Below are 25,842 nucleotides of genomic sequence, written 5' to 3' on the forward strand. Positions count from 1 at the left end.
AAGCTCTTCAGCGCCGATGGTAGTTGGGGGTCTCCCCCTGCAAGAGTAGGACGTCGCTGGGCACCAAAGAAAGTCGTCACCGAGTAATCGGTGGCGGCTTTTTTGTATTTAAAAGAAAAAGTGGAAGGCTATCTCTCCATAAAGAAGTGAGCGAGAAGCCGGTGGGCAAAGAGTTCGAGGAAGCAAGGAAGAGAGGCTCGGAGCGTATGGCAAACGCGAGAACCGAACGACTGCGGCTGACAAAGAAATCTGCCGCCCATCTGGTTTCGCAGCCGCCGAAGGTAGTTGGAGGACCACCCCTGCAAGAGTAGAATATCGCTGGGTACCAAAGAAATAAGATCAAGACCCCTATTCTCTATAAGGAAGTGACCTTGGGACAAGAGATTTTGTCATAATAAGCGAGAATCGGTTGGTTATATCCAATAATCGGTCGGTTCGGCATAATAATCGGTCGGTTTCACCCAATAATCGGTCGGTTCCACGAAAAAATCGGTCGGTTATACCCCATAATCGGTCGGTCAACCACCAATAGGAGACATTCACTCACCTAATGATAAATAAACTCTCTATTCATGAAGAATTCTTGCGCGTCTATCTGATTTAGCAACCCGTTCCTGGGCAATTGATGAGGCCGCCCGCAAGAGTAGGACGTCGCTAGGCAACTATAAGAAGTCGTCACCGAGTAATCGGTGGCGGCTTTTTTGTTTGTCTTTTACAGAAAAATCCAAAGGGGCAAAGAGTTCGAGGAACCGAACGACGACAGCTTACAAAGAAATCTGCAACAGATCTAGTTTTGTGAAAGCAGATGGTAGTTGGGTAATTGTCCCCCTGCAAGAGCCAAGAGCAAGAAGAGATTGGGGACCTTAAGAAAATCTTCCCCTGGTAACAGATGGAGGCTACTTTGTTTAGTATTCATCTTTAATGTCGAATGATATGTTAGAAGTTCGTCTTTAATTTACATTTCCCGGGAAATAGAAACGAGATGTGACAAAGCAAATATAAAATATAAAATTACTTAGTATATTTTAACGGAAAAGAGCAGCATTTTCTTTTGATTAAAAATTAATGTCTTAATAGATATTATTATGCAATACTCCATTATGGTAATAGAAGTTAAAAAAAGAATAATTATATATAATAATTAGAAATTTCTAATTATTATGTTGACTACGAAACATTGGTGGTGTATTTTAATTACGAAGGATTATTCCAATATTTATATTTATTTAGGAAATATTATTCTTCATAAAAGCTATGTAAATTACAACCAGAGAAAAAATTATAGGGATAGATTTAAAGCTAACTAGCTATTTAAATTATAAAGGAGATGAAAATTTCGATGAAGTATTACCAGCGACAAGTAAGTTTTGTGGTTTCTTTGTTACTTATTATTAGTTTATTACCTATTTCTGTATCAGCTGAAGTTTTAGAAAATGATTTTATTGAGGTAGAAGCTGCACCAGTAGATCCAACAATTAGTGTAGAAGGTCCAAGGCATGAGATTGATTTTGTTGATGAGAGTATAGAAGGTAAATCTGACTATATTGCTATTTTTACTGAAGAGTATGCTCGAGAAATACTTGTGAAAAAGTTTTGGGTTGCAGTCCAGGTAGACCAAAACAACCGAGTGGTAAGGGTTGTAAGTCAATCCAATAATGGAGCAGTACCTATCTGGGAAGATGAACAATTACTTTCAGTTCCCAAGGGCGGATATATTCTATTAGCACATGATGACTCTTGGGGAAACAAGAATTTCAGAAAATTTTTGGCTACAAACTTTAAAACTGCTGACGTAATCAAATTAAGAAAGAATGGTGAAGTTGTTCCAATTTCAGAATTCATGACAGGAGAAGGGTTACTTGCTGGGATTCAATTAAATAATGAGTTAATGTATACGGTCACAGAACCTCACACACAAATATCGGGAACCATTAAGAACTTTGAAAGTGGTGAAAGGTACCGGCTATTAGCGAGTGGACAAGAAATAAACTTAGCAGCAGACGGAACATTTAATTTCACACAATCAGTTAGTAATGGAACCAATTATATAGACTTAGAAATTTATAAAAATGATCGCTTGCATGAAACTCAATCACTGATTGTTTACTTTAAGGATACGAAGTCAGCAAACAAGCAGGTTTTCTTATGGGTTGAACAAGGTCCAAACGCACGTCATTTTCAATCATCAGAGGATGTTTATAATATGCTCGTAAAAGCAAAAGATGCTGGTGTAACGGCAATTGCGTTGGACGTTAAAGGAGTAGAGGGATTTGCAGCTTATAAGGAAAGTGACTTAACTGGGAGGCCATATATTAGTGAAATGACCTCGCCTGCAAGAGCTGGATCAAATCCTAATCTTGATTTATTGAAGGAATTTATTACTCATGCCCGTACGCTTGGTTTGGAAGTACATGCAGCGATAAACGTATTTGCAGAAGGGTCTATAGCTCATAATGAGTATGCGGTGCTTAACAATCATTTGGATTGGGAAGAGGAAGTCTACCGCTATGAGGACGGCGGAGAAATTTTACGATTACGAGACAGTAAATATGGAAAAGGCGGTGCACTGGTTGCATTTGTCAATCCAGCAAACTTAGAAGCTCGTAAATATCAATTGGATACATTTGAAGAAATTATTAAAAACTATGATGTGGATGGAGTTCTCTTAGATCGCGGCAGATATGATAATTACTTTGCGGATTTTAGTGAGGAATCCAGAGTACAGTTTGAAGCATATTTGAGTAAAAAGGGGAAAGTACTAACGAATTGGCCGGCGGATATATTCACTTATGACGGTAGTAATCGTATCGATGGACCACTAATTGATGAGTGGTTTACGTATAGATCTAGTGTGATTAAAAGCTTTACAAGTGAAGTAAGGGACTTAGTAGATTCATATAATGTAGCTGAAAATAGGGATGTATTATTATCTGCTTATGTTGGTTCCTGGTACGAATCTTATTATTTAAATGGAGTGAACTGGGCAAGCCCAACGTTCCAATATGATGAAAGACTCAACTATCCACAAGAAAGCTTGTATACAGAAGAATATGCAAATACAGGGTATACGGACGACTTGGATTTCCTAATGATCGGGACATATCAAACGACGGCAAATGAAGTGAAAAAGTATATTACGCAAGGAAATATTTTGACTGATGGGAAGCTGCCACTATATGCAGGAATGGCACTGGAGAATGTTCAAGAACCATACGTTCAAAGAGAGGTATTCCAAGCTGGATTGACAAATACGGATGGTCTTATGCTTTTCGACTATTCACAAGCAAACTTTCCTGTTATTAAAGCCTCCATTAATAACGAGGAATATATTAAAGATTACCAGTTGGGAATAAGTAATCCAAAAGAAAACTCTAATTTTATAGAAGGCGATTTCCTCAATATCAACCGAAATGATGGAAATATCAATGTTTACTCAGAATCTTTTGGACCATCAACTGCAACAAATAAATGGGGGGTTGAAGCGGTAGTCGACGGATCAGGGCAGGTTGTCAAAATGGTTAATAAACGGCAGGCGATGGAATGGAGTTGGGGATCACAAGAGGATAATAATAGCCTGATTCCAGAAGGCGGCTTTGTTGTTTCTGCACAAGATCCATCTGGTTCTCGTGAAAAAAGACAAACAGTAGCATTCGCATATGATATTGGTGACGAAGTAAGAGCAGCATTATTAAGTGGATTTTTAAATTATGAAGGCAAAACGTTTAACAACCATAATCTTGAATTTAAAGGAAATGTTCAAGTAGTTGGTCCAGGTGTAGCAAAAGTAGAGATAAATGGGGCAGAGGCTATTTTAAAAGAAGATGGTAGTTTCACCACTAATGTCGACCTACAGCCAGGAGCAAACAAGATTGAAGTAGTTGTTCATGTAGATGGATACAAAACTCACTTTAAAGTAGTGGAAGTTAATGCAGGAAAACTAACGATTGAAGAATTGAAGGAAGCGGTAGAAAGAACGGATATAAATCCGAATGGGATTAAAAATGCGATTCTTACACAAATCGATAATGCTATGAGAGACTATAAAAAAGCGGCTGAAAATAAGGATAAAGGAGAAGAAGAACTAGCAGCTAAGCATCAAGAAAATGGAGATAAAAAGCTTGAAGCAACGATGAAAATGATTGAGCAGCATGCAGGCAAGCATATCAGTGAAGAAGATGCTGCAGAGCTTATACGCATGATTGGATTAATTTTACCTAAATAACAAATGTTTTTCATTGTTTGGGGTGTTAGGGAAACTTTAGCGACACCCCAGACTTATGATGGAGGTATACATATGCACATGGATAAAGAAGTATTGAGGAGCAATTATTGTAATAGAGACTACGAATACCATCTATTAGGTTCTGTAAATGAAGCGAATGGAAAAGTAAACCTTCTCTATGTACAAGATGGCGGAGATTATTTGGAGTTAGGTGAAATTGAGAAGGTCTACAATAGCTTGATAAGAATGTATAAAGAACAAGGTGAAAATCTAATTTGTGTACTGGTATCACCTGGGGATTCGATTGAAAGATGGCATTCCTATGATAGAAGAGGAGCCAATTTTAATAATTATATCTCCTTTTTCAATGAGGAACTTGTGCCATTCGTAGAAGAGAAATTAAATCTGCAGGTAGGTAAAAGAGGACTTCTAGGAGATTCTTTGGGTGCGAATATTAGCTTAAATATTGCTATGCAAAAGCCAGAGAATTGGTCGCATCTATTGTTACAGTCGTCAGCAATATCTCCTAGGGAATTAAGTGATTTAGAAGGTTTCAGTACATTACCCTGGCATGTTTATCAAACGGTCGGCATTTATGAGGATGAGTTTATCTCCCCTATTTCTAATGAAAAGCTAAATATCTATTCCCGTAATCAGAAAATGTACCAAATCTTTAAGGGGAAAAATACAGATATTGAATACAAAGTGCAAGAGGAGAACCATTTATGGGATTTCTGGCGAAGAGACTTACCGACGGCTCTTCAATACTTTTTGAATAATGGTTAATTTCTATCATTATTTTATTAGAGTTAAGACGCATTATCTTTCATTACATAAAAGTGTTGGGAGAGATTGGAATGGAATATAGTATCGGAATAGATATCGGGGGTACTAAGATTGCCACAGGAATCGTAGGACGTGAAGGCAATGTACTGTCTAAAAGAATTTACCCAACGCCTAGTTCCACAAATAAGGAAATATTAGAACTTTTAACAGAAACAGTGGATGATTATATAAGGATTGCAACTGAAAAAGGTATGGAACTAGTAAGTGTGGGAATAGGTTCCGCCGGTCAAATAGATTATAAAAGGGGGAAAATACTCTCAGGTACGGTAAATATCAAGGACTGGAACAATATTGATATTAGAAAATCTCTATCTCTTATAACTAACCTTCCAATATATCTTGATAATGATGCAAATACATTTGCTATAGCGGAACATCAGCTTGGAAGCGGTAAAGGTGTAGATGACGTAGTATGCCTAACCCTAGGAACCGGGATCGGTGGGGGGATTATATCTGGCGGGAATGTCATTCGCGGTAGGTGGGGAGGAGCAGCAGAACTGGGTCATATGTCTGTGAACTTCAATGGACCAGATTGTAACTGCGGTTCTAAAGGATGTATAGAGACGTATGCCTCGGGCACAGGCATCGCCAATAGAATGAAGGAAAAGCTACGTCTCTCTAATCGGGCAGAATTTACTTATTATAAAGAGAATCCTCATTTACTTACAAGCAAAGAGGTATTCGTCTGGAGAGAACAGGGCTCAATTGAAGCAATAGAGATAATCGATCAAACCATAAAAGCATTAACTTTTGGAGTAGTGAATATTATACATACTTTCAATCCATCCATGATCATCTTTGGAGGTGGGCTAGCTGAGGCGAACAGTTGGCTGATTTCAGAAGTAAAAAAGAGTTTGGAGACAATAGGGATGTCTTCATTAGTAAAGGATGTAGAGTTAAAGATCTCCAAATTGGGTCAAGATGCAGGCCTTATTGGAGCAGCTTATCAAGTATGGATGGATAAAAACTAAAAGGAGGAAATTATATGAATGATGTTTTTAATGAAAACGCGAATATTTTGTGGGTCGATTTTTTAGCAAATGGAGAACGTCTAGCTAACGAAGAGGAACAAGTAAAATTGATTAAACAAGCAGTAGAGTCTGGAATTACACATATGATTATTGATGCCAAGGTGCCTTTTGGTCAAACTACTTATCCAAGCAACTATGCTCATCATATTAGCAGCTGGTCAGATGGCTCATTTAGTGCTTGGAAAAATCGCGACTTTTTAAAAGAGTTTTTAAGTAAGATGAAAGACATCAAGCACATTAAAGTTTTAGCGAATGTGGACGTATTTTCGGAAGGTATAACTTCTTCCCGCGATGGAATGGCATACGATAAGCCAGAGTGGCAAGTTACGTTTTATAACGACGCTGTTTCCAACGAATCAAATGCAGCTGAATACTCGGATGCTGCAACCATTTTTGTGAATCCAATTCATCCCGAAGTAGTGGAATACGAACTTAATATTATAAAAGAGATATGTACCTATAATTTAGATGGGATAGTCGTAGATCGCTGTCGTTATCCTAACATTTATGGAGACTTTAGTGATCTCAGCAGAATTGGCTTCGAATCCTATATAGGTAAAAAAGTTATCAATTGGCCAGAGGATATTTTCACGATTGATAAAACAAAAGAAATTAATCGCGGAGCACTATTCCCTAAATGGACAGAGTGGAGAGCATTAAACATCAAAAATTTCGTAAGCAAGGCAAGGGAATTGGTAAAGTCAGCAAATCCGAATCTTATATTTTCTGATTACGTTGGCTCCTGGTACCCACTATATTATAGCGAAGGAGTCAATTGGGGGAGTGAAACATATCATCCAGACCTTGAATGGACATCCAAAACCCATAATGTCTCTGGGCTTGCAGAACAATTGGACTTCATTATGACGGGCTGTTATTACCCAGAAGTATATGTTGAAGAAGCCGAACAAAATGGACGTCCTGCCGAGTGGTACAGTGTTGAAGGTGCAATTGATAAAAGTCTGGAAGTCATTAACGGTAGTATCCCTGTTGTAGGAAGTCTATTTCTGAAAGACTATACAAACAATCCAGATCAATTTAGAAAAGCGATTAGAATGTGTAAGGAAAAATCAGCTGGCGTCATGATCTTTGATACGGTGTATTTAGAGGAATATAACTGGTGGGATATCCTTGCTGAGGAACTGAATATATCTAAGGAAAGCTAAAGAGGGATGCATATGAGAAAGCTAGCTTTAATACCAGTAGATGCAAGACCAGTAACCTACGACTTACCGAAGGATCTTGCTCAACTAGCAGATTGGGAAGTAATTACACCCCCAAAATCAGAGCTTGGTTTTTTAAAGGAAGCAGCTAACTTTTCCGCTTTGTTTCAGTGGATTGAAGATATTTCGGAAAGTGTAGACGGTTTCGTAATTTCCATTGATATGCTTCTTTACGGTGGCTTGGTTCCTTCTAGAATTAATAACGAAAGTGAATCGATCATCCGGCAAAGATTGGATTGGTTAGTAAAGATAAAACAGCTATATCCAACTGTCCAGTTAATGGCATTTAGCTCGACGATGCGAATCTCCAATAATTACGTCAATCAAGAGGAAAAGGATTACTGGAATGTGTATGGAAAAGAACTATGGGCTTATTCATATCATTACCACCTATTTCAAAAGTATCAATTGAATGCGGACCGGGACATTATGAATGATTTAACAAGTAAAATTCCAGATCATATTCTTGCAGACTATATAACGAGTAGGGAACGAAACTTTAAGGTAAATCTAACCTTAATAGATTATGTGGAAAAAGGGATTATCGATTTGTTGATATTTCCTCAGGATGACACGAGTGAATACGGTTTGAATATTATGGAACAGGAGCAATTAAAGGAAAAGATTTTTCAAAAGGGTCTGTATGAAAAAATATTTATTTACCCAGGAGCAGATGAAGTTGCAAGTGTACTTACCTCTAGAATGATCTATGAATTAGAGAAAGAAGCATTCCCAACATTCTATCCGATATACAGTGGTATGAAGGGTGCGTTATCTATAGCAATGTATGAAGACCGACCTCTTTTTGAGTCTGTAAAAGGACAAATTTATGCTTTTGGTAGCCATACAGTTGAACACCCTGAGGAAGCAGATATTGTAATTGGAGTAAATGTGCCGGGTAGGAAACAAGGTGATTTGGCCTTACAAGTAAATTTAAATGAAGTAGATACAAATGACAGAAATATAGGCGAGTGGATAAGAAAACTCCGCTATTATTTTATGCGTGATAAATTAGTTGCAATTGCGGACGTTGCTTATGCAAATGGGGCAGATCGGACGATGATTCCTCAGTTGTTATCAGTCTTTTCAATTGAAGAACTTTCTGGATTTGCCGCATGGAATACAGCAGGCAACACGATTGGTACCACTATAGCGCAAGCTGCTTTAGTTTATTTAGCTGCTAAACAAGGAAGAGTGACCAGCCAAGTAAAAGATAAGCAAATTTTAATCCGATTACTCGATGATTACATATATCAAACAATTGTCAGACAGGAAGTTAGAAAAACAGTAGATGAAGAACAAGTTCAAAACGACGTGCTATTGGAAAAGGTAAGGGAATTATTTAAAGAATCATCGACTACATTTATCGAACAAACCAATATGAAATACGAGGTAGATTCTATTTATCTTCCTTGGGATCGATCATTTGAGATTGGTATAGAGGTAAAGTCGTATGAACAGGAGGGTTTCTCTTGAAAAAAGATATAGCAATCATAGGCGGAGGTATTGGAGGCTGTATGGCAGCACTGTCAGCAGTCAAGCTAGGAAAGAAAGTGGTCATGACAGAGGAAACGAAGTGGATTGGTGGCCAGCTAACAAGTCAAGCAGTACCACCCGATGAGCATCCATGGATAGAAGAGTTTGGCTGCACAGAGACATATAGGAAGTTTAGAAACGAAGTAAGAGACTATTATAAAAAGAATTATCCCTTAAACGAGAATGCAAAAAATAATAATCGTTTGAATCCTGGAAACGGCTGGGTTAGTAGAATTGCACATGAACCAAGGGTTGCTTTAAATATTTTATATGACTTTCTACAGCCTTATCTATCGAATGGACAAATCGAGCTATTGCTGGAGCATAAAATTACTGGAGTAGAAGTTAATAATGATGAAATTAAACAAGTATATGTACAAAACCTTTTAACGGAAGAGGAAATAGAAATTGAAGCACAATTTTTCCTCGATGCTACGGAACTTGGTGATGTATTACCGTTAGCTGGTGCAGAATATTCTATAGGGGCTGAGGCGAAGAGTGAAACAGCTGAGTACCACGCTTTAGATGTAGGTGACCCGCAAGATATGCAATCGATAACACATGTATTTGCCTTAGAGTTTGCTGAAGGGGAGAACCATACAATCGAAAAACCGGAGCAATATGAATTTTGGAGAAATTATCAAGCTCCTTTTTTAAAGCATAAACAAATAAGTGAGTATATACCAGAGGCTGATACAGGTGAATCTAAGATACTGCCGTTATTCCAGGACGAAAGCAACAGGCTACCGTTATGGGAATATCGAAGAATTATTGACGCTAATCAATTCACGGATGGTTTCTTTAAAGGAGATATTTCTCTAATTAATTGGCCACAAAATGATTATTGGTTAGGGTCAATTATTGATGTAAGTCCGGAAGAAAAGGCTACTCATTTAAAAGGAGCAAAACAGTTAAGCCTTTCATTGTTATATTGGCTACAAACGGAAGCACCAAGAGCTGATGGAGGCAAGGGTTATCCAGAGCTGAAGCTAAGACCTGATATTACAGGAACGGATGATGGTTTTGCAATGCATCCATACATCCGTGAGTCTCGTAGGATTAAAGCTTTACAAACAGTCGTAGAAGAAGATATAAATGCAGATCTACGAGGGGGAGCAGGGATTAAAACGTTAGAAAATTCAGTTGGAATAGGCGCCTATCGAATAGATTTACACCCAACAACGAAAAGTAATCGATTATTTTATGCAAAAAGCTATCCATTTGAAATACCATTGGGCAGCCTAATACCCGTGAGAATAAAGAATTTAATTCCTGCTTGTAAAAATATTGGAACAACTCAAGTTACCAATGGTTGTTTTAGAGTTCACCCGGTGGAATGGAATATAGGAGAAGCAGCTGGAACACTAGCCGCATTTTCTATTAACTCGGATATAAGTTTACATGAAATATATAATAGTCCAGATCGAATTAAGGAATATCAAAGTCTGCTAGTGGATAGAGGCATCAGCCTTCACTGGCCAGAAATCACGACTATATAAATAATACTAAGAAAATAAGTCTTAAAATTCAAAAAATTAAATTGACATGAATATTCTGGAAGGATATAGTTAGAATAGGAGGAAATATTCGCTTTTATTTACATAAAAGGAGGTTTACTCCGATTTTATTCATTAAAAAATATTGGGGGGGAATTATATTGACTAGTTTCAAGATGAAAAAGAGTCTTTTATGGATGCTTGTTTTGGGAGCGATGTTGTTTTTTATGGCAGCGTGTTCGGAGGATGATGCTGGAGAAGCGAAAGGGGATTCACCAGATGACGTAAAGGAATCCGGAGAGCTATCTGGGGAAGTTGAATTTATGACTATATCTCTGAGTCCTACTTTTGACGAGTACTTGAATAATTTAAAAGAAACGTTCGAAACAGAAAACCCAAAAGTAAAGGTATCTATTAGAGACGTACCTTATGAGCAAGTGGAACAAATCATTTTGACATCTGCAGCAAGTGGGAATATGCCAGATGTAATGAACCTTAATACAGAATTTGTGAAGAAAATAGCTGCAAATGGAGCACTAGTGAATATGGATGAAGCTGCAGCAGACGTCAAGGATACTTTCTTCGAAGGGTTATGGGAAACTGGTGGTGTAAACGGTTCTGTTTATGCATTGCCTTGGTATACCACTACTAGTGGTATGATTTACAATCCAGATATTCTAAAAGAAGCTGGCTTTGACGAACCACCTTCAACATTTGAAGAGGCATGGGAAATGTCTAAAGTTATTAAGGAGAAAACTGGAGCTTATGGAGAAGTAATTGCTCCTGATATGCATTTACTGTTTCCGAAAAATGGTATTAATATCTTAAATGAAGATTATACAGCAGCTGCCTTCAATACACCGGAAGCTGTAGAATTATGGACATCTTATAAAAAGTATCATGACGAAGGATTATTTCCTTTAGATATTATGTTAAAGCAAGTGTCCATGCCTGAGCTATATGCACAGGAAAAAGTTGCTTGGTGGTCGACAGGTCCTCAGCTTTTCCGTCAAGTAAACGATCTTTCTCCAGAAGTGTATGAAAAATCGATGGCAGCTCCTGCATTAAAAGGTGATGCTGGAAAGCAGCATGCTAACCCAATGAATATTGCAGTGTCGGCATCTAGTAAATCGAAAGAAGCAGCTGTTGCATTCGCTAAGTTTGTAACAAATGCAGAGAACCAATTGGAATTTGGTAAACTTGCATCTGTATTACCTCCAGTTGAAGAAGCAGTTAATGATGAATTTTTTGCACAAGGAGCAGATTCAAAGGATGCAACTGAGAGAGGAAAGTATTATGCAGCACAATCACTTGCAGATGCAGTAAATATGACTCCTGCAACTGAGCATGTGTCTAAAGTTAATGAGGCTATTCATACTGCTTTCCAACGAGTAATTTTAGAAGATAAGGATCCGGCCGAAGCGCTAAAAGAAGCGGAAGCAGAAGTAAACAATATTCTTCAATAATTTTATTGGACCTCCGATTAGAGGGGGTCCACTACTCTTCTAAGGAGGTTAACTTATGTATAAAGCAAGACATGCTTGGGGATTTTTATCTCTGCCACTTCTCCTATTGCTTCTCTTCACATTCATTCCAACCATTGCAGCATTTGTTTTGAGTTTTACAAACTATAATGTGTTTCGTCCAATGGAATTTGTAGGTTTAACAAACTATATTGATGCATTTATGGATGCTACGTTTAGAAAGGCAATGTTTAACACGGTTTATTACTGGTTACTTGTTACGCCTGCATTAGTAATATTACCAATTTTCGTAGCTATCTTAGTAAATCAGAAGCTTAGAGGTGTGAAAATTTTTAGGCTTATTTTTTATTTTCCTACATTAGTTTCTGTAGTTGTAACTGCCATCCTCTTTACTTGGATGTTTGCCGAACAGGGAATTATCAATTACTTGTTTAGTATTGTAGGAATAGATCCAATTGGTTGGTTAACGAATACGTTTACTGCTATGCCTGCATTGGCAATTGTAACAATCTGGCAAGGATTCGGATATTACATGCTTTTTTATTTAGCAGCTCTCCAAGGGGTACCAAACGACTTGTATGAAGCAGCGGAATTAGATGGGGCTAGTTCTTGGAAAAAACACTTACATATTACGATACCTATGATTAAACCAATGATCTTTTTTGTGGCCGTTATATCAACAATGGGAGCATTTAAAGAGTTTACCTTAATGTTAACCATGACAAATGGTGGACCCTTGAGCTCAACTACAACAGCTGTATTTCTAGTATTTAAAGAAGCATTTACAAACCTTGAAATGGGATATGCGAGTGCAATTTCGTTTATTTTATTTGTTTTTATCCTAATAATCACACTTATAAATCAAAAGTTGTTGGATAATAACCCTGAGAAATAATGGAGGTGAATACATTGGCACAATCGATAATCGAAGAAAATATAAAAGAAACAACAAATCAAACCGGCAAAAAATCTAAATCTGGTAATCCGAGTAAAAGAATAAATAAACAAAAAATGTTAATTAAATTGTTATCTTATCTACTTCTCTTAGTAATAACATGTATTACCATTGTCCCTTTCCTATTTGCGCTATCCACTTCTTTAAAAGGAACGAATGATGTCTTATTTTCTATACCACCTCAATTAATACCAAAGAATATTACTTTCGATAACTTCATTACTGTATGGAATACATTGCCTATTGCTAGATACTTAATGAATAGTGTAATCCTAACTTTTTTTGGCGTAGTACTTCCCTTAATATTATGTTCCTTTGCAGCTTTTCCGCTAGCAAGAATGACCTTCAAAGGTCGTAATTTTGTGTTTTTGCTAGTGATTGCGACAATGATGATTCCAGGAGAAGTTACAATGATTCCAACCTACCTAATCATCGATAAGTTGGGATTAATGGGCTCTTATGCTGGTGTTATTTTACCTGGGGCAATAAGTGTAATGGGTATTTTCTTGATGCGACAAGGATTTATGGGTATTCCTAAGGAAGTGGAAGAGTCTGCAATCATTGATGGGGCAAACGTGTGGCAAGTATTCTGGAAGATTATGTTCCCAATGGTTAAACCGATGCTAGGTGTTCTTACCATCCTAAGCTTTATGGGGGCGTGGAACAGTTTTCTATGGCCATTACTTATCCTAAACGATCCAAGTACTTATCCGATAACCTTGGGACTGTATCAACTACAAGGTGCATTTTCTGCGAACACAAGACTTGTTGCAGCTGGGGCTATGATTGCTTTAGTTCCGATTATTATCGTGTTTATAGCATTTCAACGCTATTTTATCGAAGCGGCTTATTCTAGCTCGGTAAAGGGATAAGAAATAAAGTAGGAGGTAATCTATTTGGATGCAATAACTTCTGGTATCTACGCTGGATTTGATTGGTTTATACGAATTGTTAAGCTCAATCTGTTATGGCTATTCTCATGCATAGCTGGAGTTTTTATATTTAGTATGTTTCCGGCTACAAGAGCAGCTTTTGTAGTAACAAATGAATGGACAAAAGGAAATACAGATATATCTGTTTGGGGGACGTTTAAAACATCCTTTAAAAAAAATTATTGGAAGTCACAATCAATGGGCTATTTGCTAGGGTTAATCTTTTTTATCCTTATTATAGATCTTAGATTATTTCTTTCTTTTGAAAGTAATATAATTTGGAGTTCTTTAATAGTTACCTTTTCTATTTTCTTAGTCTTTTTATTAGTAATCAGTTTTTATGTCTTCCCAATGATACTAGAATCCGAATTAAGTATGAAAGATACGCTTAAGACAGCATTCTTTACAGGGTTTTCTTATCCACACTGGACTTTCATTAACCTTTTAGGTGTATTGACGGTAACTTTTATAACTATTATCTATCCGATTTCGTTACTATTTTTGTCAGGTGGAGTAATCTTTTTATGGATAACCTGCATGAACAAAATTGTAAAGGCTAAGATTGAAACAAAATATGAAAAGTTACATGGAATTACGGAATAAATCTGTGTGGTGAACGGTGTGACGGTATTGAACAAAAATAATAATCTTATAGATTAGTACAAACAGTGGTGATTAGATGAGAAAGTCGGACTTCTTTAGTAAGGTTAAAGGTAAATTGATTGTTTCGTGTCAGGCTCTAGAGGATGAACCCTTACATGGCTCAAACATAATGGCTAAGATGGCAGTAGCAGCAGAACAAGGTGGTGCCTCTGGAATAAGGGCAAATGGAAGTGAAGATATTAAGGCAATAGAGCAAGTGACAAGCTTGCCGATAATTGGTCTTGTAAAGCGAGACTACGAGGATAGTGAGGTTTATATCACACCTACTAGAAAGGAAGTAGACGAGCTACTAGATACAGGTGTGGTTATGATTGCACTAGATGCAACATCTAGAAGGCGTCCCAACGAAGAAAACCTTCCTGACCTGATTACGTATATTAAACAACATGGCAGATTAGTGCTAGCAGATATCTCTACCGTCGAGGAGGGCTTGAAGGCTTTAGAATATGGTGCAGATTGTGTCTCAACTACCCTGTCAGGGTACACATCATATACTAGAAGTAGTAACAGCGGTCCCGATATAGAATTGGTAGAGGAGCTTTCTAGGTTAACGAGTCAACCAGTAATAGCAGAGGGTAGGGTGAATAACCCTGAAGAAGTAAGTATCCTTTTAGAAAAAGGGGCACACACAGTAGTTGTTGGATCAGCCATTACAAGACCACAGCATATTACGGAAAAGTTTGTTCAAGCACTGAACATTAAAAATGCATAAATGCACGTAGTCTTTGAAAAGGTGAAGCTAAGTACCGGCATAGACAATAATTAATGCGGACGCACAGTCTTTCGGATGTAAAGTTCCCGAAGAGGTATGTTTTTAGCTAAAAACTGTATTCAAAGAAGTAATAGTATAAAATAGAAGTATATATTTTATATTAACATTTCCTAAGATAAGGACGGTAGAATACATGAAAATGCCTATAATAGAAATAATAAATAGTTACTATCCATCATTGACTAACTCAGAGCAAAAAGTAGCAACATTTGTCCAAGAAAATTTGGGTAAGGTTATTTATTATTCGGTAACAGATTTAGCCGATGAAGCAGGCGTTGGAGAAACTACTGTACTTAGATTTTGTAGGAAGATAGGATTAAAAGGGTATCAAGAATTTAAACTAACGATTGCTCAAAACTTGTCTGAGGGTGAAAGAGACAAAGATAACTCGGAAGCATCTAATTTTATCCAATCCATTAGAGGGAATACCATTAAGGCAATAGAAAATACAGCTTCCATGATTATTGAGAACGATTTAGAGGCAGCTATCGAACTATTGAATAAGGCTCGAACCATTAGTTTCTTTGGAGTTGGTACCTCTGGAATAACTGCATTGGACGCAAAAAGTAGATTGTTAAGAATCGGTAGACCTTCAGAAGCAATTACGGATTCACATTTACAAGCTATGTCTGCGGCCACGCTTACTGCAGAGGATGTAGTAGTTGGCCTTAGTATATCTGGAAGTACTAGGGATACATTGGAGGCGCTAGAGATAGCTAAAATGGCTGGAGCAAAAATCATTGCCATTACGTATTATTCACGTTCCCCTATTACTCAATTTGCAGATATTGTCTTACTAGGCGGAGCAAAAGAGTCTCCATTGGAAGGTGGATCATTAACGGCTAAAATTTCTCAGCTTTTTATCGTCGATCTTTTATGCACAGGATTAGCATTACAATCAAAAGATAAATCACTAGAGATGAAGCAGAAAACCGCAAAGGCTGTTGTAAACAAAATCTATTAATCGTCTTAAGGCTTATGAGTTATAGTTAATGGGGGCTCCCGGGTATTAAATTTAATACTAGGGAGTTTATTTCTTTCCGTAAAATCTACATAAAATATCATTCAGATAACGAATGTTGTATTGAAAATTCTCCACACGCAACAATCCCATCCTTACCCTCAAAGTTGAATTTACTCTCCTTTAAATTCAAGATGCCCTTTCTTAACCAATCAATAAATGCTCTGTAATTCCCTTCTTTTTCAACTTTCTAATTGGTTTATACATTAATTGAATACCGATATAAAGAATGAAACCCATTTTACATGTTTCCATACTCCATGCAGCTTCCTTGATTATATATGTTCATATCGGGTATATATTAGAATATCTTCTACCTATGAGGAACTATTATTTAAAGGAGTTGGAAGAATGTTAGAAAATGCATGGATTATGGTGTTGACGATTTTTGTCATTAACATTGTATACGTTACGTTATCCACTACTAGGATGATTCTTACACTAAAGGGGTATCGATATATTGCTGCATTTATGAGTATTGTAGAGGTTACTGTTTATGTAGTAGGGCTTGGCCTAGTGTTAGATAACTTGGATGCTATTCAAAATCTTGTTGCCTATGCACTTGGTTTTGGTACGGGAATCATTGTTGGTTCTAAGCTTGAGGAAAAAATGTCTTTAGGATATATTATGGTTAATGCTATTTCTGTAGAAAGTGATGTAAACCAATTATCCAATATTCTCCGAGAGGAAGGGTACGGGGTTACCGATTGGACGGTAAATGGTTTAGCAGGGCATAGACAAGCTCTTCAAATATTAACTCCTAGGAAATATGAGAAAAAGCTATATGATCGATTAAAGGAAATTGATCCGAAAATCTTTATTATTGCACATGAGCCCAAAACGATTCATGGCGGGTTCTGGGTTAAAACGATTAGGAAAGGGAAGCTCTTTAGATGAAGCAAGAAACACAATGGTTTGAAGTGCAAGAAAATGAAAGCATTGCAGCCTGTATGGAAAAGATGGCAGAGCAGGGCTTTCAAGTGGTTGGTAGGAGAGAAGAGCCTTTGTTTGCAGAGGTGGATGGAAAACCTATTCCTATCAGGCAAATTATTCAATTAAAAGGTATTAAAGAAAAGAAATAATAGAAAATACATCAAAAACCGAACATTACAGTTTTCTGAAAATTAATTGTTCGCTTTTAGGCGTTGACGTTACTACCTAGACTTGTTAGAATATTAATAGTAATAGAACGATTTAATCCCCATATATGCTAAAGAATTGGCTTTAGCGTTTCTACCAAGTCACCGTAAATGACAGGACTATGAGGGAAAGCGACTTTTGGAAACTGCTAAAAGGGTGTGTTCTTCTATGCATATGCAAGTATCAAACACCCTTACTATGTTCCTCAAGTAAACTGCTTTTCTTCTTAAAGAAAGTAGTTTATTTGAGGAATTTTTTGTTTAAAAGGAAGGGACGAAAATAATGGACGCAAAAATTGGTGTAATTATGGGTAGTTCTAGTGATTGGGAAACGATGAAGCATAGCTGTGAAATATTAGATGAGTTACATATTCCATTTGAGAAACAGGTAGTATCTGCACATCGCACTCCTGATCTTATGTTTGAATATGCGGAACAAGCCCGAGGAAGAGGGATTCAGGTAATTATTGCAGGAGCAGGAGGAGCGGCACATTTACCAGGAATGGTGGCGGCAAAGACGACACTTCCGGTTATAGGTGTACCAGTACAATCCAAGGCATTGAATGGATTAGATTCTTTGTTATCAATTGTTCAAATGCCTGGAGGAGTTCCAGTAGCAACGGTGGCAATAGGTAAGGCCGGTGCTACAAATGCAGGTTTACTTGCTGCACAAATTCTTTCCATTCATAATGATGAAATTGCTATTCGGTTAGAAAATAGAAGAGAAGCAATTAAAAAAAATGTCTTAGAAAGTAATGGTGAGCTACGATGAAGACAATCTATCCGGGACAAACAATAGGGATTATTGGCGGGGGACAGCTCGGGAGAATGATGGCCCTTGCAGCTAAGGAAGCGGGATTTAAAGTGGCTGTCCTTGAACCGAAGATGGACTCTCCTTGTGGTCAGATTGCAGATATTCAAATTGTTGCACCATATAACGATGAGGCAGCTTTAGAAGAGCTTGCCGAAGTTAGTGAAGTGATAACCTATGAATTTGAAAATATAGATTATGAAGGTTTAAAGAGACTTACAGAAATTGCTTATGTTCCTCAAGGAGCGGAGCTTGTAAAAATTACACAAGACCGAATTTTGGAGAAGAGATCGATTCGAGCAGCTGGAGTGCCAGTAGCAAAATTTATAGAGGTACAAAGCTTTGAGGAGCTATCCTCCAACATAGATAATATCGGCTATCCATGCGTGGTGAAAACTACACGTGGAGGGTATGATGGAAAAGGACAGCAGATTGTTAAAAGTAAGGAAGAGTTACAACTAGCTAAGCCTCTTTTTCAACACTCACCATGCATAGCGGAAGCATTTGTACCATTTACTAAAGAGATTTCAGTAATTGTACAAAGAAACGGAAATGGAGAAACGTATTGCTTACCAATCGGAGAAAACATTCATGTGAACCATATTTTACATGAAACTATAGTGCCAGCGAGAATTAGTAAATCTCTATCTCAAAAAGCGGTAGAGGCTGCGGAAGTAATTGCGAACCATTTGAATCTTGTAGGAACGCTTGCTGTAGAAATGTTTGTGCTTGAAGGCGACAAGATATTAATAAATGAGTTAGCTCCTAGACCTCATAATTCAGGTCACTATTCTATAGAAGCTTGTAATGTATCTCAATTTCATCAGCATATAAGAGCGGTGTGTGGCTGGCCTTTAAGACAACCGAAGCTATGGACGAACTCAGTTATGGTGAACATACTAGGACAGCATGTAATTCCTGTAACAAACTCGCTCAGCAAGTATCCGGATTGGTCTCTACACCTGTATGGCAAAAGTGAGGCTATGGAAAACAGAAAGATGGGACACGTTACGATTCTTTCGGACGATATTGAGAAAACACTAGTAGAAATCGAACAATCAAAAATTTGGTCTTAATTTGGAGGAATAAAAATGATAGAACGTTATACACGCCCTGAAATGGGAGCGATTTGGACAGAAGAAAACAAATACAATGCCTGGTTAGAGGTAGAAATTTTAGCCTGTGAGGCATGGGCAGAAATAGGTGATATTCCAAAGGAGGATGTCGCACTTCTTCGTAAAAATGCTTCCTTTTCGGTAGACCGTATTTTAGAGATTGAACAAGAGACAAGACATGATGTTGTAGCATTCACTCGTGCAGTATCGGAAACATTAGGAGAAGAGCGTAAATGGGTACATTATGGATTAACTTCTACAGACGTAGTCGACACTGCTCTTTCTTATGTGATTAAACAAGCGAACAGCATTTTACGAAAAGACATTCAAAACTTTATCGAAATCTTAGAAAATAAAGCAAAAGAACATAAATATACGGTAATGATGGGACGTACTCATGGTGTTCATGCAGAGCCGACTACATTCGGTTTAAAGCTAGCACTATGGACAGAAGAAATGAAGCGTAACCTGGAGCGCTTTGAAGCAGCAGCTAAAGTAATTGAGACAGGTAAGATGTCAGGAGCGGTTGGTACGTATGCAAACATCGATCCATTTGTAGAGCAGTACGTATGTGAAAAGCTCGGATTAGCAGCTTCTCCAATCTCTACTCAAACCTTACAGCGTGATCGTCATGCTCAATATTTAAGTGTAATAGCGCTAGTAGCTACTTCTATCGAAAAATTTGCTACAGAGATTCGTGGACTGCAAAAGTCAGAAACTCGTGAAGTAGAAGAGTTTTTCTCAAAAGGACAAAAGGGTTCATCAGCAATGCCACATAAACGTAATCCAATTGGATCTGAGAATATGGTTGGGATGGCAAGACTTATTCGTGGTTATATGATGACTGCCTATGAAAACGTAGCGCTATGGCATGAAAGAGATATCTCTCATTCATCTGCAGAGCGTGTAATCTTACCGGATGCAACTATTGCATTGAACTATATGTTGAATCGTTTTAGTAACATTGTGAAGAACCTTACCGTGTTCCCTGAGAACATGAAACGAAATATGGATTCCACGTTAGGTTTAATATATTCACAGCGAGTTTTACTTGCATTGATCGACAAAGGGCTGGCGCGCGAAACAGCATACGATACGGTACAGCCACTTGCTATGAAGGCATGGGAATCTCAAAAGGCATTCCGTACCTTTGTGGATGCAGATGAAAAAATTACTTCATTATTAACTAAAGAAGAATTGGATGATTGCTTTGACTACAATTACCACATTCAGCACGTCGATATGATTTTTGACCGCTTAGGCTTAAATAAATAGAGTTAACAAAAACATCAAGACATATCTGATTATATGGGGGAAACTATCGTGATAAAAGGCGATCTATTATACGAAGGTAAAGCAAAAAGATTATATGTAACGGAGAACGAAGAGGTTCTCTACGTTACATATAAGGATAGTGCAACTGCATTTAACGGAGAGAAGAAGGCAGAAATCAATGGTAAGGGCATATTAAATAACAAAATTACTACTATTCTTTTCGAACAGCTAAAGAAGTATGGGATTGAATCTCATTTTATTGAGCAGCTTTCTGAAAATGACCAACTGGTAAAGAAAGTAGAGATTATCCCGCTTGAGGTTGTTGTAAGAAATATAGCTGCCGGAAGTCTTTCTAAGAGACTTGGTTTGGAAGAGGGGACCCTTCTAAAACATCCAATTGTTGAGTTTTATCTAAAGGATGACGAGCTTGGTGACCCACTTTTAACAAATGCACATTTAGATTTATTGGAAATTGCTTCTTCTGAAGAAATAGATACGCTTCAAACGATGGCACTTAAGGTTAACCAAGTGCTTCTCCCAATATTCTCTGATATTGGTGTTACTTTAGTAGATTTCAAATTAGAGTTTGGTAAAACAGCTGACGGTTCTATTTTGCTTGCCGATGAAATCTCTCCGGATACTTGTCGACTTTGGGACAAGGAAACAAACCAAAAACTAGATAAAGACGTGTTCAGACGCAATTTAGGAAGCTTAACAGAGGTTTATGAGATTATACTTTCCCGTCTAGGAGGACTATCAAAATGAAAAAAGTTAAAGTATATGTGACACTTCGTGAAAGTGTATTAGATCCACAAGGGAGTGCAGTAATGGGTGCACTACATTCTATGGAATACAAAGAAGTTACGGACGTGAGAATTGGTAAATATCTGGAGCTCCAAATAGAAGAAGGAACACGTGATTTAGATGCAATGATAAGAGAGATGTGTGAAAAGCTTTTAACGAATACAGTAATCGAAGATTATCGCTATGAGGTGGAGGAGGCTGTCAGCAAATGAAGTTCGCTGTCATCGTATTTCCAGGATCCAATTGTGATTTAGATATGTACCATGCGATTAAAGATGAGCTTGGCGAAGAAGTAGAATACGTTTGGCATGATGAGAAGGATTTAAGCAAATTTGATGCCATTTTACTGCCAGGTGGGTTCTCTTATGGTGACTACCTACGTTGTGGTGCCATTTCTCGCTTCTCAAATATTATGTCTGAAGTGGTGAAGGCTGCAGAAGCTGGTAAGCCAGTTCTAGGTGTTTGTAATGGCTTTCAAGTGCTGACAGAGGCGGGGCTATTACCTGGAGCCTTATTGCGCAACAAAGATTTGAAATTTATGTGTCGCACGGTTGACTTAAGAGTAGTAAATAATGAAACCCAATTTACCTCTGCTTATAAGAAGAATGATGTGATTCAGATCCCGATTGCCCACGGAGAAGGTAATTATTATTGTGATGAACTAACATTGATGTCACTAAAGGAAAACAACCAAATTGTCTTTACCTATGCTTCTGACAATCCAAATGGAAGCATAGAAGATATTGCAGGTATTGTAAACGAAAGAGGAAATGTACTTGGGATGATGCCTCACCCAGAGCGCGCTGTAAGCGAAATGATGGGTGGAAGTGATGGATTAGCATTATTCAAATCTATTTTGAAACAGTGGAGGGAATCTCATGTCAGTCATGCTTGAACCGAATGCGGAGCAGATTAAAGAACAAAAGCTATATGCTCAAATGGGAATGTCCGATGAAGAATTTGCGATGGTGGAAAAAATCCTAGGAAGACTGCCTAATTATACAGAGACTGGTTTATTCTCTGTTATGTGGTCGGAGCACTGCTCTTATAAAAATTCTAAGCCAGTTCTACGTAAATTCCCTACAAAGGGACCTCAAGTTTTACAAGGGCCAGGAGAGGGTGCAGGTATTGTCGACATTGGTGATGGGCAGGCTGTAGTTTTTAAAATGGAATCGCATAACCATCCCTCTGCAATCGAGCCTTATCAAGGAGCTGCAACAGGAGTAGGCGGAATTATTCGAGATGTCTTTTCAATGGGAGCACGTCCAATTGCTATGTTAAATTCTTTGCGATTTGGTGAACTAAAAACACCACGCGTTAAATATTTGTTTGAAGAAGTAGTGGCAGGTATTGCTGGCTATGGTAACTGTATTGGTATTCCAACAGTTGGCGGAGAAATTCAGTTTGATGACTGTTACGAGGGTAACCCACTAGTAAATGCTATGTGTGTCGGTTTAATCAACCATGAGGATATCCAAAAAGGAATAGCAGCTGGTGAAGGTAATACAGTGATGTATGCTGGAGCAAAAACAGGACGTGATGGAATTCATGGTGCGACATTCGCCTCGGAAGAATTGACGGAAGCTTCTGAAGAAAAGCGTCCTGCAGTTCAAGTAGGGGATCCATTTATGGAAAAGCTTTTATTAGAAGCATGTCTAGAGGTTATTAAATCGGATGCAATTATCGGGATTCAAGACATGGGAGCAGCTGGTTTAACTTCTTCCTCGGCAGAAATGGCTTCAAAAGCTGGGCACGGAGTAGAGATGAACTTAGACTTTGTTCCACAGCGCGAAACTGGTATGACTGCCTATGAAATGATGCTATCTGAATCACAGGAACGCATGCTAATTGTTGTTAAAAAGGGCCGTGAAGAAGAAATCGTTGAGGTTTTTGAAAAGTATGGTCTAGATTGTGTTGCTGTAGGTAAGGTAACAAATGATAAAATGCTTCGCCTTCTTCATAATGGCGAGATTGTAGCCGAGGTTCCAGCAGATGCACTTGCTGAGGAAGCACCGGTTTATCATAAGCCTTCTAAGATTCCTGCTTATTACACAGAATTCCAAGCTATGGAAAACAAAGAACCTGTAGTAACGGACTATAACGAAACGCTTTTAAAGCTTCTTCAACAGCCTACAATTGCTTCAAAGGAATGGGTGTACGATCAATATGACTATCAGGTTAGAACTAGTACAGTAGTTACTCCTGGTTCCGATGCAGCAGTTGTACGTGTTCGTGGGACAAATAAAGGCCTTGCTATGACGACAGATTGCAACTCTCGCTATATTTACTTAGATCCAGTAGCCGGAGGGAAAATTGCAGTGGCAGAGGCAGCACGTAATGTAGTGTGTTCAGGAGCTAAGCCATTGGCAATTACTGATTGTCTGAATTTCGGTAACCCTGAAAACCCGGAAATCTTCTGGCAGTTAGATCAGTCAGCAGAAGGGATAGCTGCTGCGTGTATCGCCTTAGACTCACCGGTAATTGGAGGAAATGTGTCCCTTTATAATGAAAGAAGTGGAACAGCCGTTTATCCAACACCAACCATTGGTCTTGTAGGATTAGTAGAGGATTTGGCTCATGTAACAACTCAATTTGTTAAGCAAGCGGAAGATCTCGTTTATTTGATAGGTGACACTAAAACAGAATTCGGTGGATCGGAGCTACAAAAATTAGTTGAAGGTCGCATTTTTGGTCAAGCACCTTCCATTGATTTAGAGGTAGAAGCAGCTCGCCAACAAGCCTTATTATCAGCTATTCAAGCTGGTTTAGTACAGTCAGCCCACGATATCGCAGAGGGTGGCTTTGCAGTAGCATTAGCTGAAAAAGCATTTGGCGCTAAAGGTCTTGGAGTAGAAGTGACGGTTCAAGGTTCCGCAGTAACGACTTTATTCAGTGAATCCCAATCTCGTTTCATCGTGACGATCAAGCCAGAGGATGCTGATCAGTTTGAAGCAATTGTAGAAGATGCTGTGAAAATTGGTCAGGTAACTGATACAAATAATCTAGTAATCTCTCAAGAAGACGGAACTACATGGATCAGCGGTTCTGTTGACGAATTCCGTTCCGCTTGGAAAGGAGCCATACCATGCTTGCTGAAATCAGAGGCTTAAATGAAGAATGTGGTGTGTTTGGTATTTGGGGTCACACCCAGCCAGCGGCCATGAGTTATTATGGACTGCATGCATTACAGCACCGAGGACAGGAGGGTGCAGGGATCGTTGTAACTGATGGCAAATCCTTACGCGCGGTTAAAGGCGAAGGCCTTGTGAATGACGTGTTTAATAATGGAAAGCTGGAGCAGCTGGAAGGGCACTCGGCTATTGCTCATGTTCGTTATGCAACAGCAGGAGGATCTGGACTTGAGAATGTACAGCCTTTACTATTCAATTCTACGACAGGCAGCTTAGCCATTGCGCACAATGGTAACATCGTCAATGCTACTCGTTTGAAGCGTAACCTAGAGCAGCAAGGAAGTATTTTTCAAACGACTTCAGATACAGAAGTGCTTGCTCACTTATTAAAAAAGAGTAAGTTACCCTCCTTTGAAGAGCGTGCAAAGCAATCTCTTCGATTACTAGAAGGAGCCTTTGCCTTCATCATTCTGACCGAGGATGGCATGCTAGTCGCACAGGATCCGCAAGGCATGCGTCCTCTTTCCCTAGGGAAATTAGACGATGCTTGGGTAGTGGCTTCTGAAACAAGTGCCTTCGATTTAATCGGAGCAGAGCTAGTACGCTCTATCCATCCAGGAGAGCTTTTAATTATTAATGACGAAGGTTGTCGTTCGGAACGTTATATTGAAAAAAAGGACCGTGCGATATGTACAATGGAGTATGTCTACTTTTCTCGCCCGGACTCTGATATAGATGGCATAAATATTCATATGGCAAGAAAGCGTTTAGGAAAGCAACTAGCAAATGAAGTATTCATCGATGCAGATGTGGTAACAGGTGTCCCAGACTCCAGTATTTCTGCAGCAATAGGATTTTCAGAATCAACGGGTATTCCGTATGAGCTAGGTCTGATCAAAAACCGTTATGTTGGCCGAACGTTTATCCAGCCATCGCAGGACTTACGTGAGCGTGGAGTTAAGATGAAGCTATCACCAGTTCGTCAAGTCGTGAAAGGCAAGCGTGTGGTTATGGTTGATGACTCTATCGTTCGTGGAACTACCTCTAGAAGAATTGTAAATATGCTAAAGGAGGCAGGAGCGACAGAGGTTCACGTAGTTATTAGTTCTCCTCCTTTAAAGAATCCATGCTTTTATGGGATAGATATTAGTTCTGATTCTGAACTGATTGCAGCAAATAATTCTATTGAAGAAATGCGTGAATTGATTGGTGCAGATTCCCTTTCCTTCTTATCGGTGGAGGGAATGGTAGAAGCTATTGGCAGACCAGACGGTGAAAAAAATTGTGGTCATTGCTTAGCCTGCTTTACTGGAGAATACCCAACAGATATATTTCCAGACACAAAATTACCACATGAAAAAGAGCTTGTTCGATAGGAGGATTATA

Annotated in this window: 22 protein-coding genes and 1 riboswitch; all 22 genes read left to right on the forward strand. The window is 38.4% G+C overall.

Translation table 11 applies throughout. From position 1 onward, the window contains the following. Window positions 1-1,339 precede the first annotated feature (1,339 nt). The 22 genes from HF876_RS13225 (at window position 1,340) to purF (ending at window position 25,832) form a co-directional block, all read left to right on the forward strand. A complete protein-coding gene (locus tag HF876_RS13225; RefSeq protein WP_169360535.1) occupies window positions 1,340-4,222 on the forward strand; it encodes a hypothetical protein in 2,883 nt (960 codons plus the stop codon). Window positions 4,223-4,294: 72 nt separating this feature from the next. Continuing rightward, window positions 4,295-5,008, forward strand: coding sequence for an alpha/beta hydrolase (locus HF876_RS13230; protein ID WP_169360536.1), 714 nt, complete (start codon window positions 4,295-4,297; stop codon window positions 5,006-5,008). 71 nt (window positions 5,009-5,079) lie between these two features. Further along, entirely contained in the window at window positions 5,080-6,039 is a 960-nt protein-coding gene (locus tag HF876_RS13235; RefSeq protein WP_169360537.1) for an ROK family protein, read from the forward strand. Between the two features lie 14 nt (window positions 6,040-6,053). Continuing rightward, window positions 6,054-7,265, forward strand: a complete 1,212-nt coding sequence (locus tag HF876_RS13240) for an alpha amylase family protein (protein ID WP_169360538.1) — start codon at window positions 6,054-6,056, stop codon at window positions 7,263-7,265. 12 nt (window positions 7,266-7,277) lie between these two features. Next, window positions 7,278-8,798: a DUF4127 family protein gene (locus tag HF876_RS13245; RefSeq protein ID WP_169360539.1), complete on the forward strand. Its 1,521-nt coding sequence runs from the start codon at window positions 7,278-7,280 to the stop codon at window positions 8,796-8,798. Next, on the forward strand, window positions 8,795-10,357 hold the full coding sequence (locus HF876_RS13250) for an FAD-dependent oxidoreductase (RefSeq protein WP_277347118.1): 1,563 nt from the start codon (window positions 8,795-8,797) through the stop codon (window positions 10,355-10,357). The genes HF876_RS13245 and HF876_RS13250 overlap by 4 nt, the downstream gene beginning before the upstream one ends. A 158-nt stretch (window positions 10,358-10,515) precedes the next feature. After that, window positions 10,516-11,820, forward strand: a complete 1,305-nt coding sequence (locus HF876_RS13255) for an ABC transporter substrate-binding protein (protein ID WP_240949765.1) — start codon at window positions 10,516-10,518, stop codon at window positions 11,818-11,820. Between the two features lie 55 nt (window positions 11,821-11,875). Continuing rightward, entirely contained in the window at window positions 11,876-12,733 is an 858-nt protein-coding gene (locus HF876_RS13260; RefSeq protein WP_169360540.1) for a carbohydrate ABC transporter permease, read from the forward strand. Between the two features lie 14 nt (window positions 12,734-12,747). After that, the gene (locus HF876_RS13265; RefSeq protein ID WP_240949766.1) at window positions 12,748-13,665 is read left to right on the forward strand and encodes a carbohydrate ABC transporter permease; all 918 of its coding nucleotides are present in this window, start codon (window positions 12,748-12,750) and stop codon (window positions 13,663-13,665) included. A 24-nt stretch (window positions 13,666-13,689) separates the two neighbouring features. Then, window positions 13,690-14,328 carry a YesL family protein gene (locus HF876_RS13270; protein ID WP_169360542.1) on the forward strand — a complete coding sequence of 213 codons (639 nt, stop codon included), beginning with the start codon at window positions 13,690-13,692 and terminating at the stop codon, window positions 14,326-14,328. Window positions 14,329-14,404: 76 nt separating this feature from the next. Next, window positions 14,405-15,100: an N-acetylmannosamine-6-phosphate 2-epimerase gene (locus HF876_RS13275; RefSeq protein ID WP_169360543.1), complete on the forward strand. Its 696-nt coding sequence runs from the start codon at window positions 14,405-14,407 to the stop codon at window positions 15,098-15,100. 193 nt (window positions 15,101-15,293) lie between these two features. After that, window positions 15,294-16,124: a MurR/RpiR family transcriptional regulator gene (locus HF876_RS13280; RefSeq protein WP_240949767.1), complete on the forward strand. Its 831-nt coding sequence runs from the start codon at window positions 15,294-15,296 to the stop codon at window positions 16,122-16,124. Window positions 16,125-16,532: 408 nt separating this feature from the next. Beyond that, a complete protein-coding gene (locus HF876_RS13285; protein WP_169360544.1) occupies window positions 16,533-17,078 on the forward strand; it encodes a DUF2179 domain-containing protein in 546 nt (181 codons plus the stop codon). Continuing rightward, window positions 17,075-17,263 (forward strand): NETI motif-containing protein, encoded by a 189-nt coding sequence (locus tag HF876_RS13290; protein ID WP_169360545.1) that lies wholly within the window; start codon window positions 17,075-17,077, stop codon window positions 17,261-17,263. Before HF876_RS13285 ends, HF876_RS13290 begins: the two co-directional genes overlap by 4 nt. Window positions 17,264-17,362: 99 nt before the next feature. Next, window positions 17,363-17,463, forward strand: a riboswitch (purine riboswitch). A 140-nt stretch (window positions 17,464-17,603) separates the two neighbouring features. Continuing rightward, the gene (gene purE / locus HF876_RS13295) at window positions 17,604-18,092 is read left to right on the forward strand and encodes a 5-(carboxyamino)imidazole ribonucleotide mutase (protein ID WP_169360546.1); all 489 of its coding nucleotides are present in this window, start codon (window positions 17,604-17,606) and stop codon (window positions 18,090-18,092) included. Further along, the gene (purK, locus tag HF876_RS13300; protein ID WP_169360547.1) at window positions 18,089-19,207 is read left to right on the forward strand and encodes a 5-(carboxyamino)imidazole ribonucleotide synthase; all 1,119 of its coding nucleotides are present in this window, start codon (window positions 18,089-18,091) and stop codon (window positions 19,205-19,207) included. The genes purE and purK overlap by 4 nt, the downstream gene beginning before the upstream one ends. A 15-nt stretch (window positions 19,208-19,222) precedes the next feature. Then, entirely contained in the window at window positions 19,223-20,521 is a 1,299-nt protein-coding gene (gene purB, locus HF876_RS13305) for an adenylosuccinate lyase (RefSeq protein WP_169360548.1), read from the forward strand. Between the two features lie 48 nt (window positions 20,522-20,569). Further along, window positions 20,570-21,286: a phosphoribosylaminoimidazolesuccinocarboxamide synthase gene (purC, locus tag HF876_RS13310; RefSeq protein ID WP_169360549.1), complete on the forward strand. Its 717-nt coding sequence runs from the start codon at window positions 20,570-20,572 to the stop codon at window positions 21,284-21,286. Next, a complete protein-coding gene (purS, locus tag HF876_RS13315) occupies window positions 21,283-21,537 on the forward strand; it encodes a phosphoribosylformylglycinamidine synthase subunit PurS (protein ID WP_169360550.1) in 255 nt (84 codons plus the stop codon). The genes purC and purS overlap by 4 nt, the downstream gene beginning before the upstream one ends. Further along, window positions 21,534-22,220 carry a phosphoribosylformylglycinamidine synthase subunit PurQ gene (purQ, locus tag HF876_RS13320; RefSeq protein WP_169360551.1) on the forward strand — a complete coding sequence of 229 codons (687 nt, stop codon included), beginning with the start codon at window positions 21,534-21,536 and terminating at the stop codon, window positions 22,218-22,220. Before purS ends, purQ begins: the two co-directional genes overlap by 4 nt. Then, complete coding sequence (gene purL / locus HF876_RS13325; protein WP_169360552.1) at window positions 22,204-24,435, forward strand: phosphoribosylformylglycinamidine synthase subunit PurL; 2,232 nt, start codon at window positions 22,204-22,206, stop codon at window positions 24,433-24,435. The genes purQ and purL overlap by 17 nt, the downstream gene beginning before the upstream one ends. Then, window positions 24,411-25,832 (forward strand): amidophosphoribosyltransferase, encoded by a 1,422-nt coding sequence (gene purF, locus HF876_RS13330; protein ID WP_169360553.1) that lies wholly within the window; start codon window positions 24,411-24,413, stop codon window positions 25,830-25,832. Before purL ends, purF begins: the two co-directional genes overlap by 25 nt. Window positions 25,833-25,842 lie beyond the last annotated feature (10 nt).

It is taken from the genome of Psychrobacillus sp. BL-248-WT-3 (genome assembly GCF_012843435.1).
GTDB lineage: Bacteria > Bacillota > Bacilli > Bacillales_A > Planococcaceae > Psychrobacillus.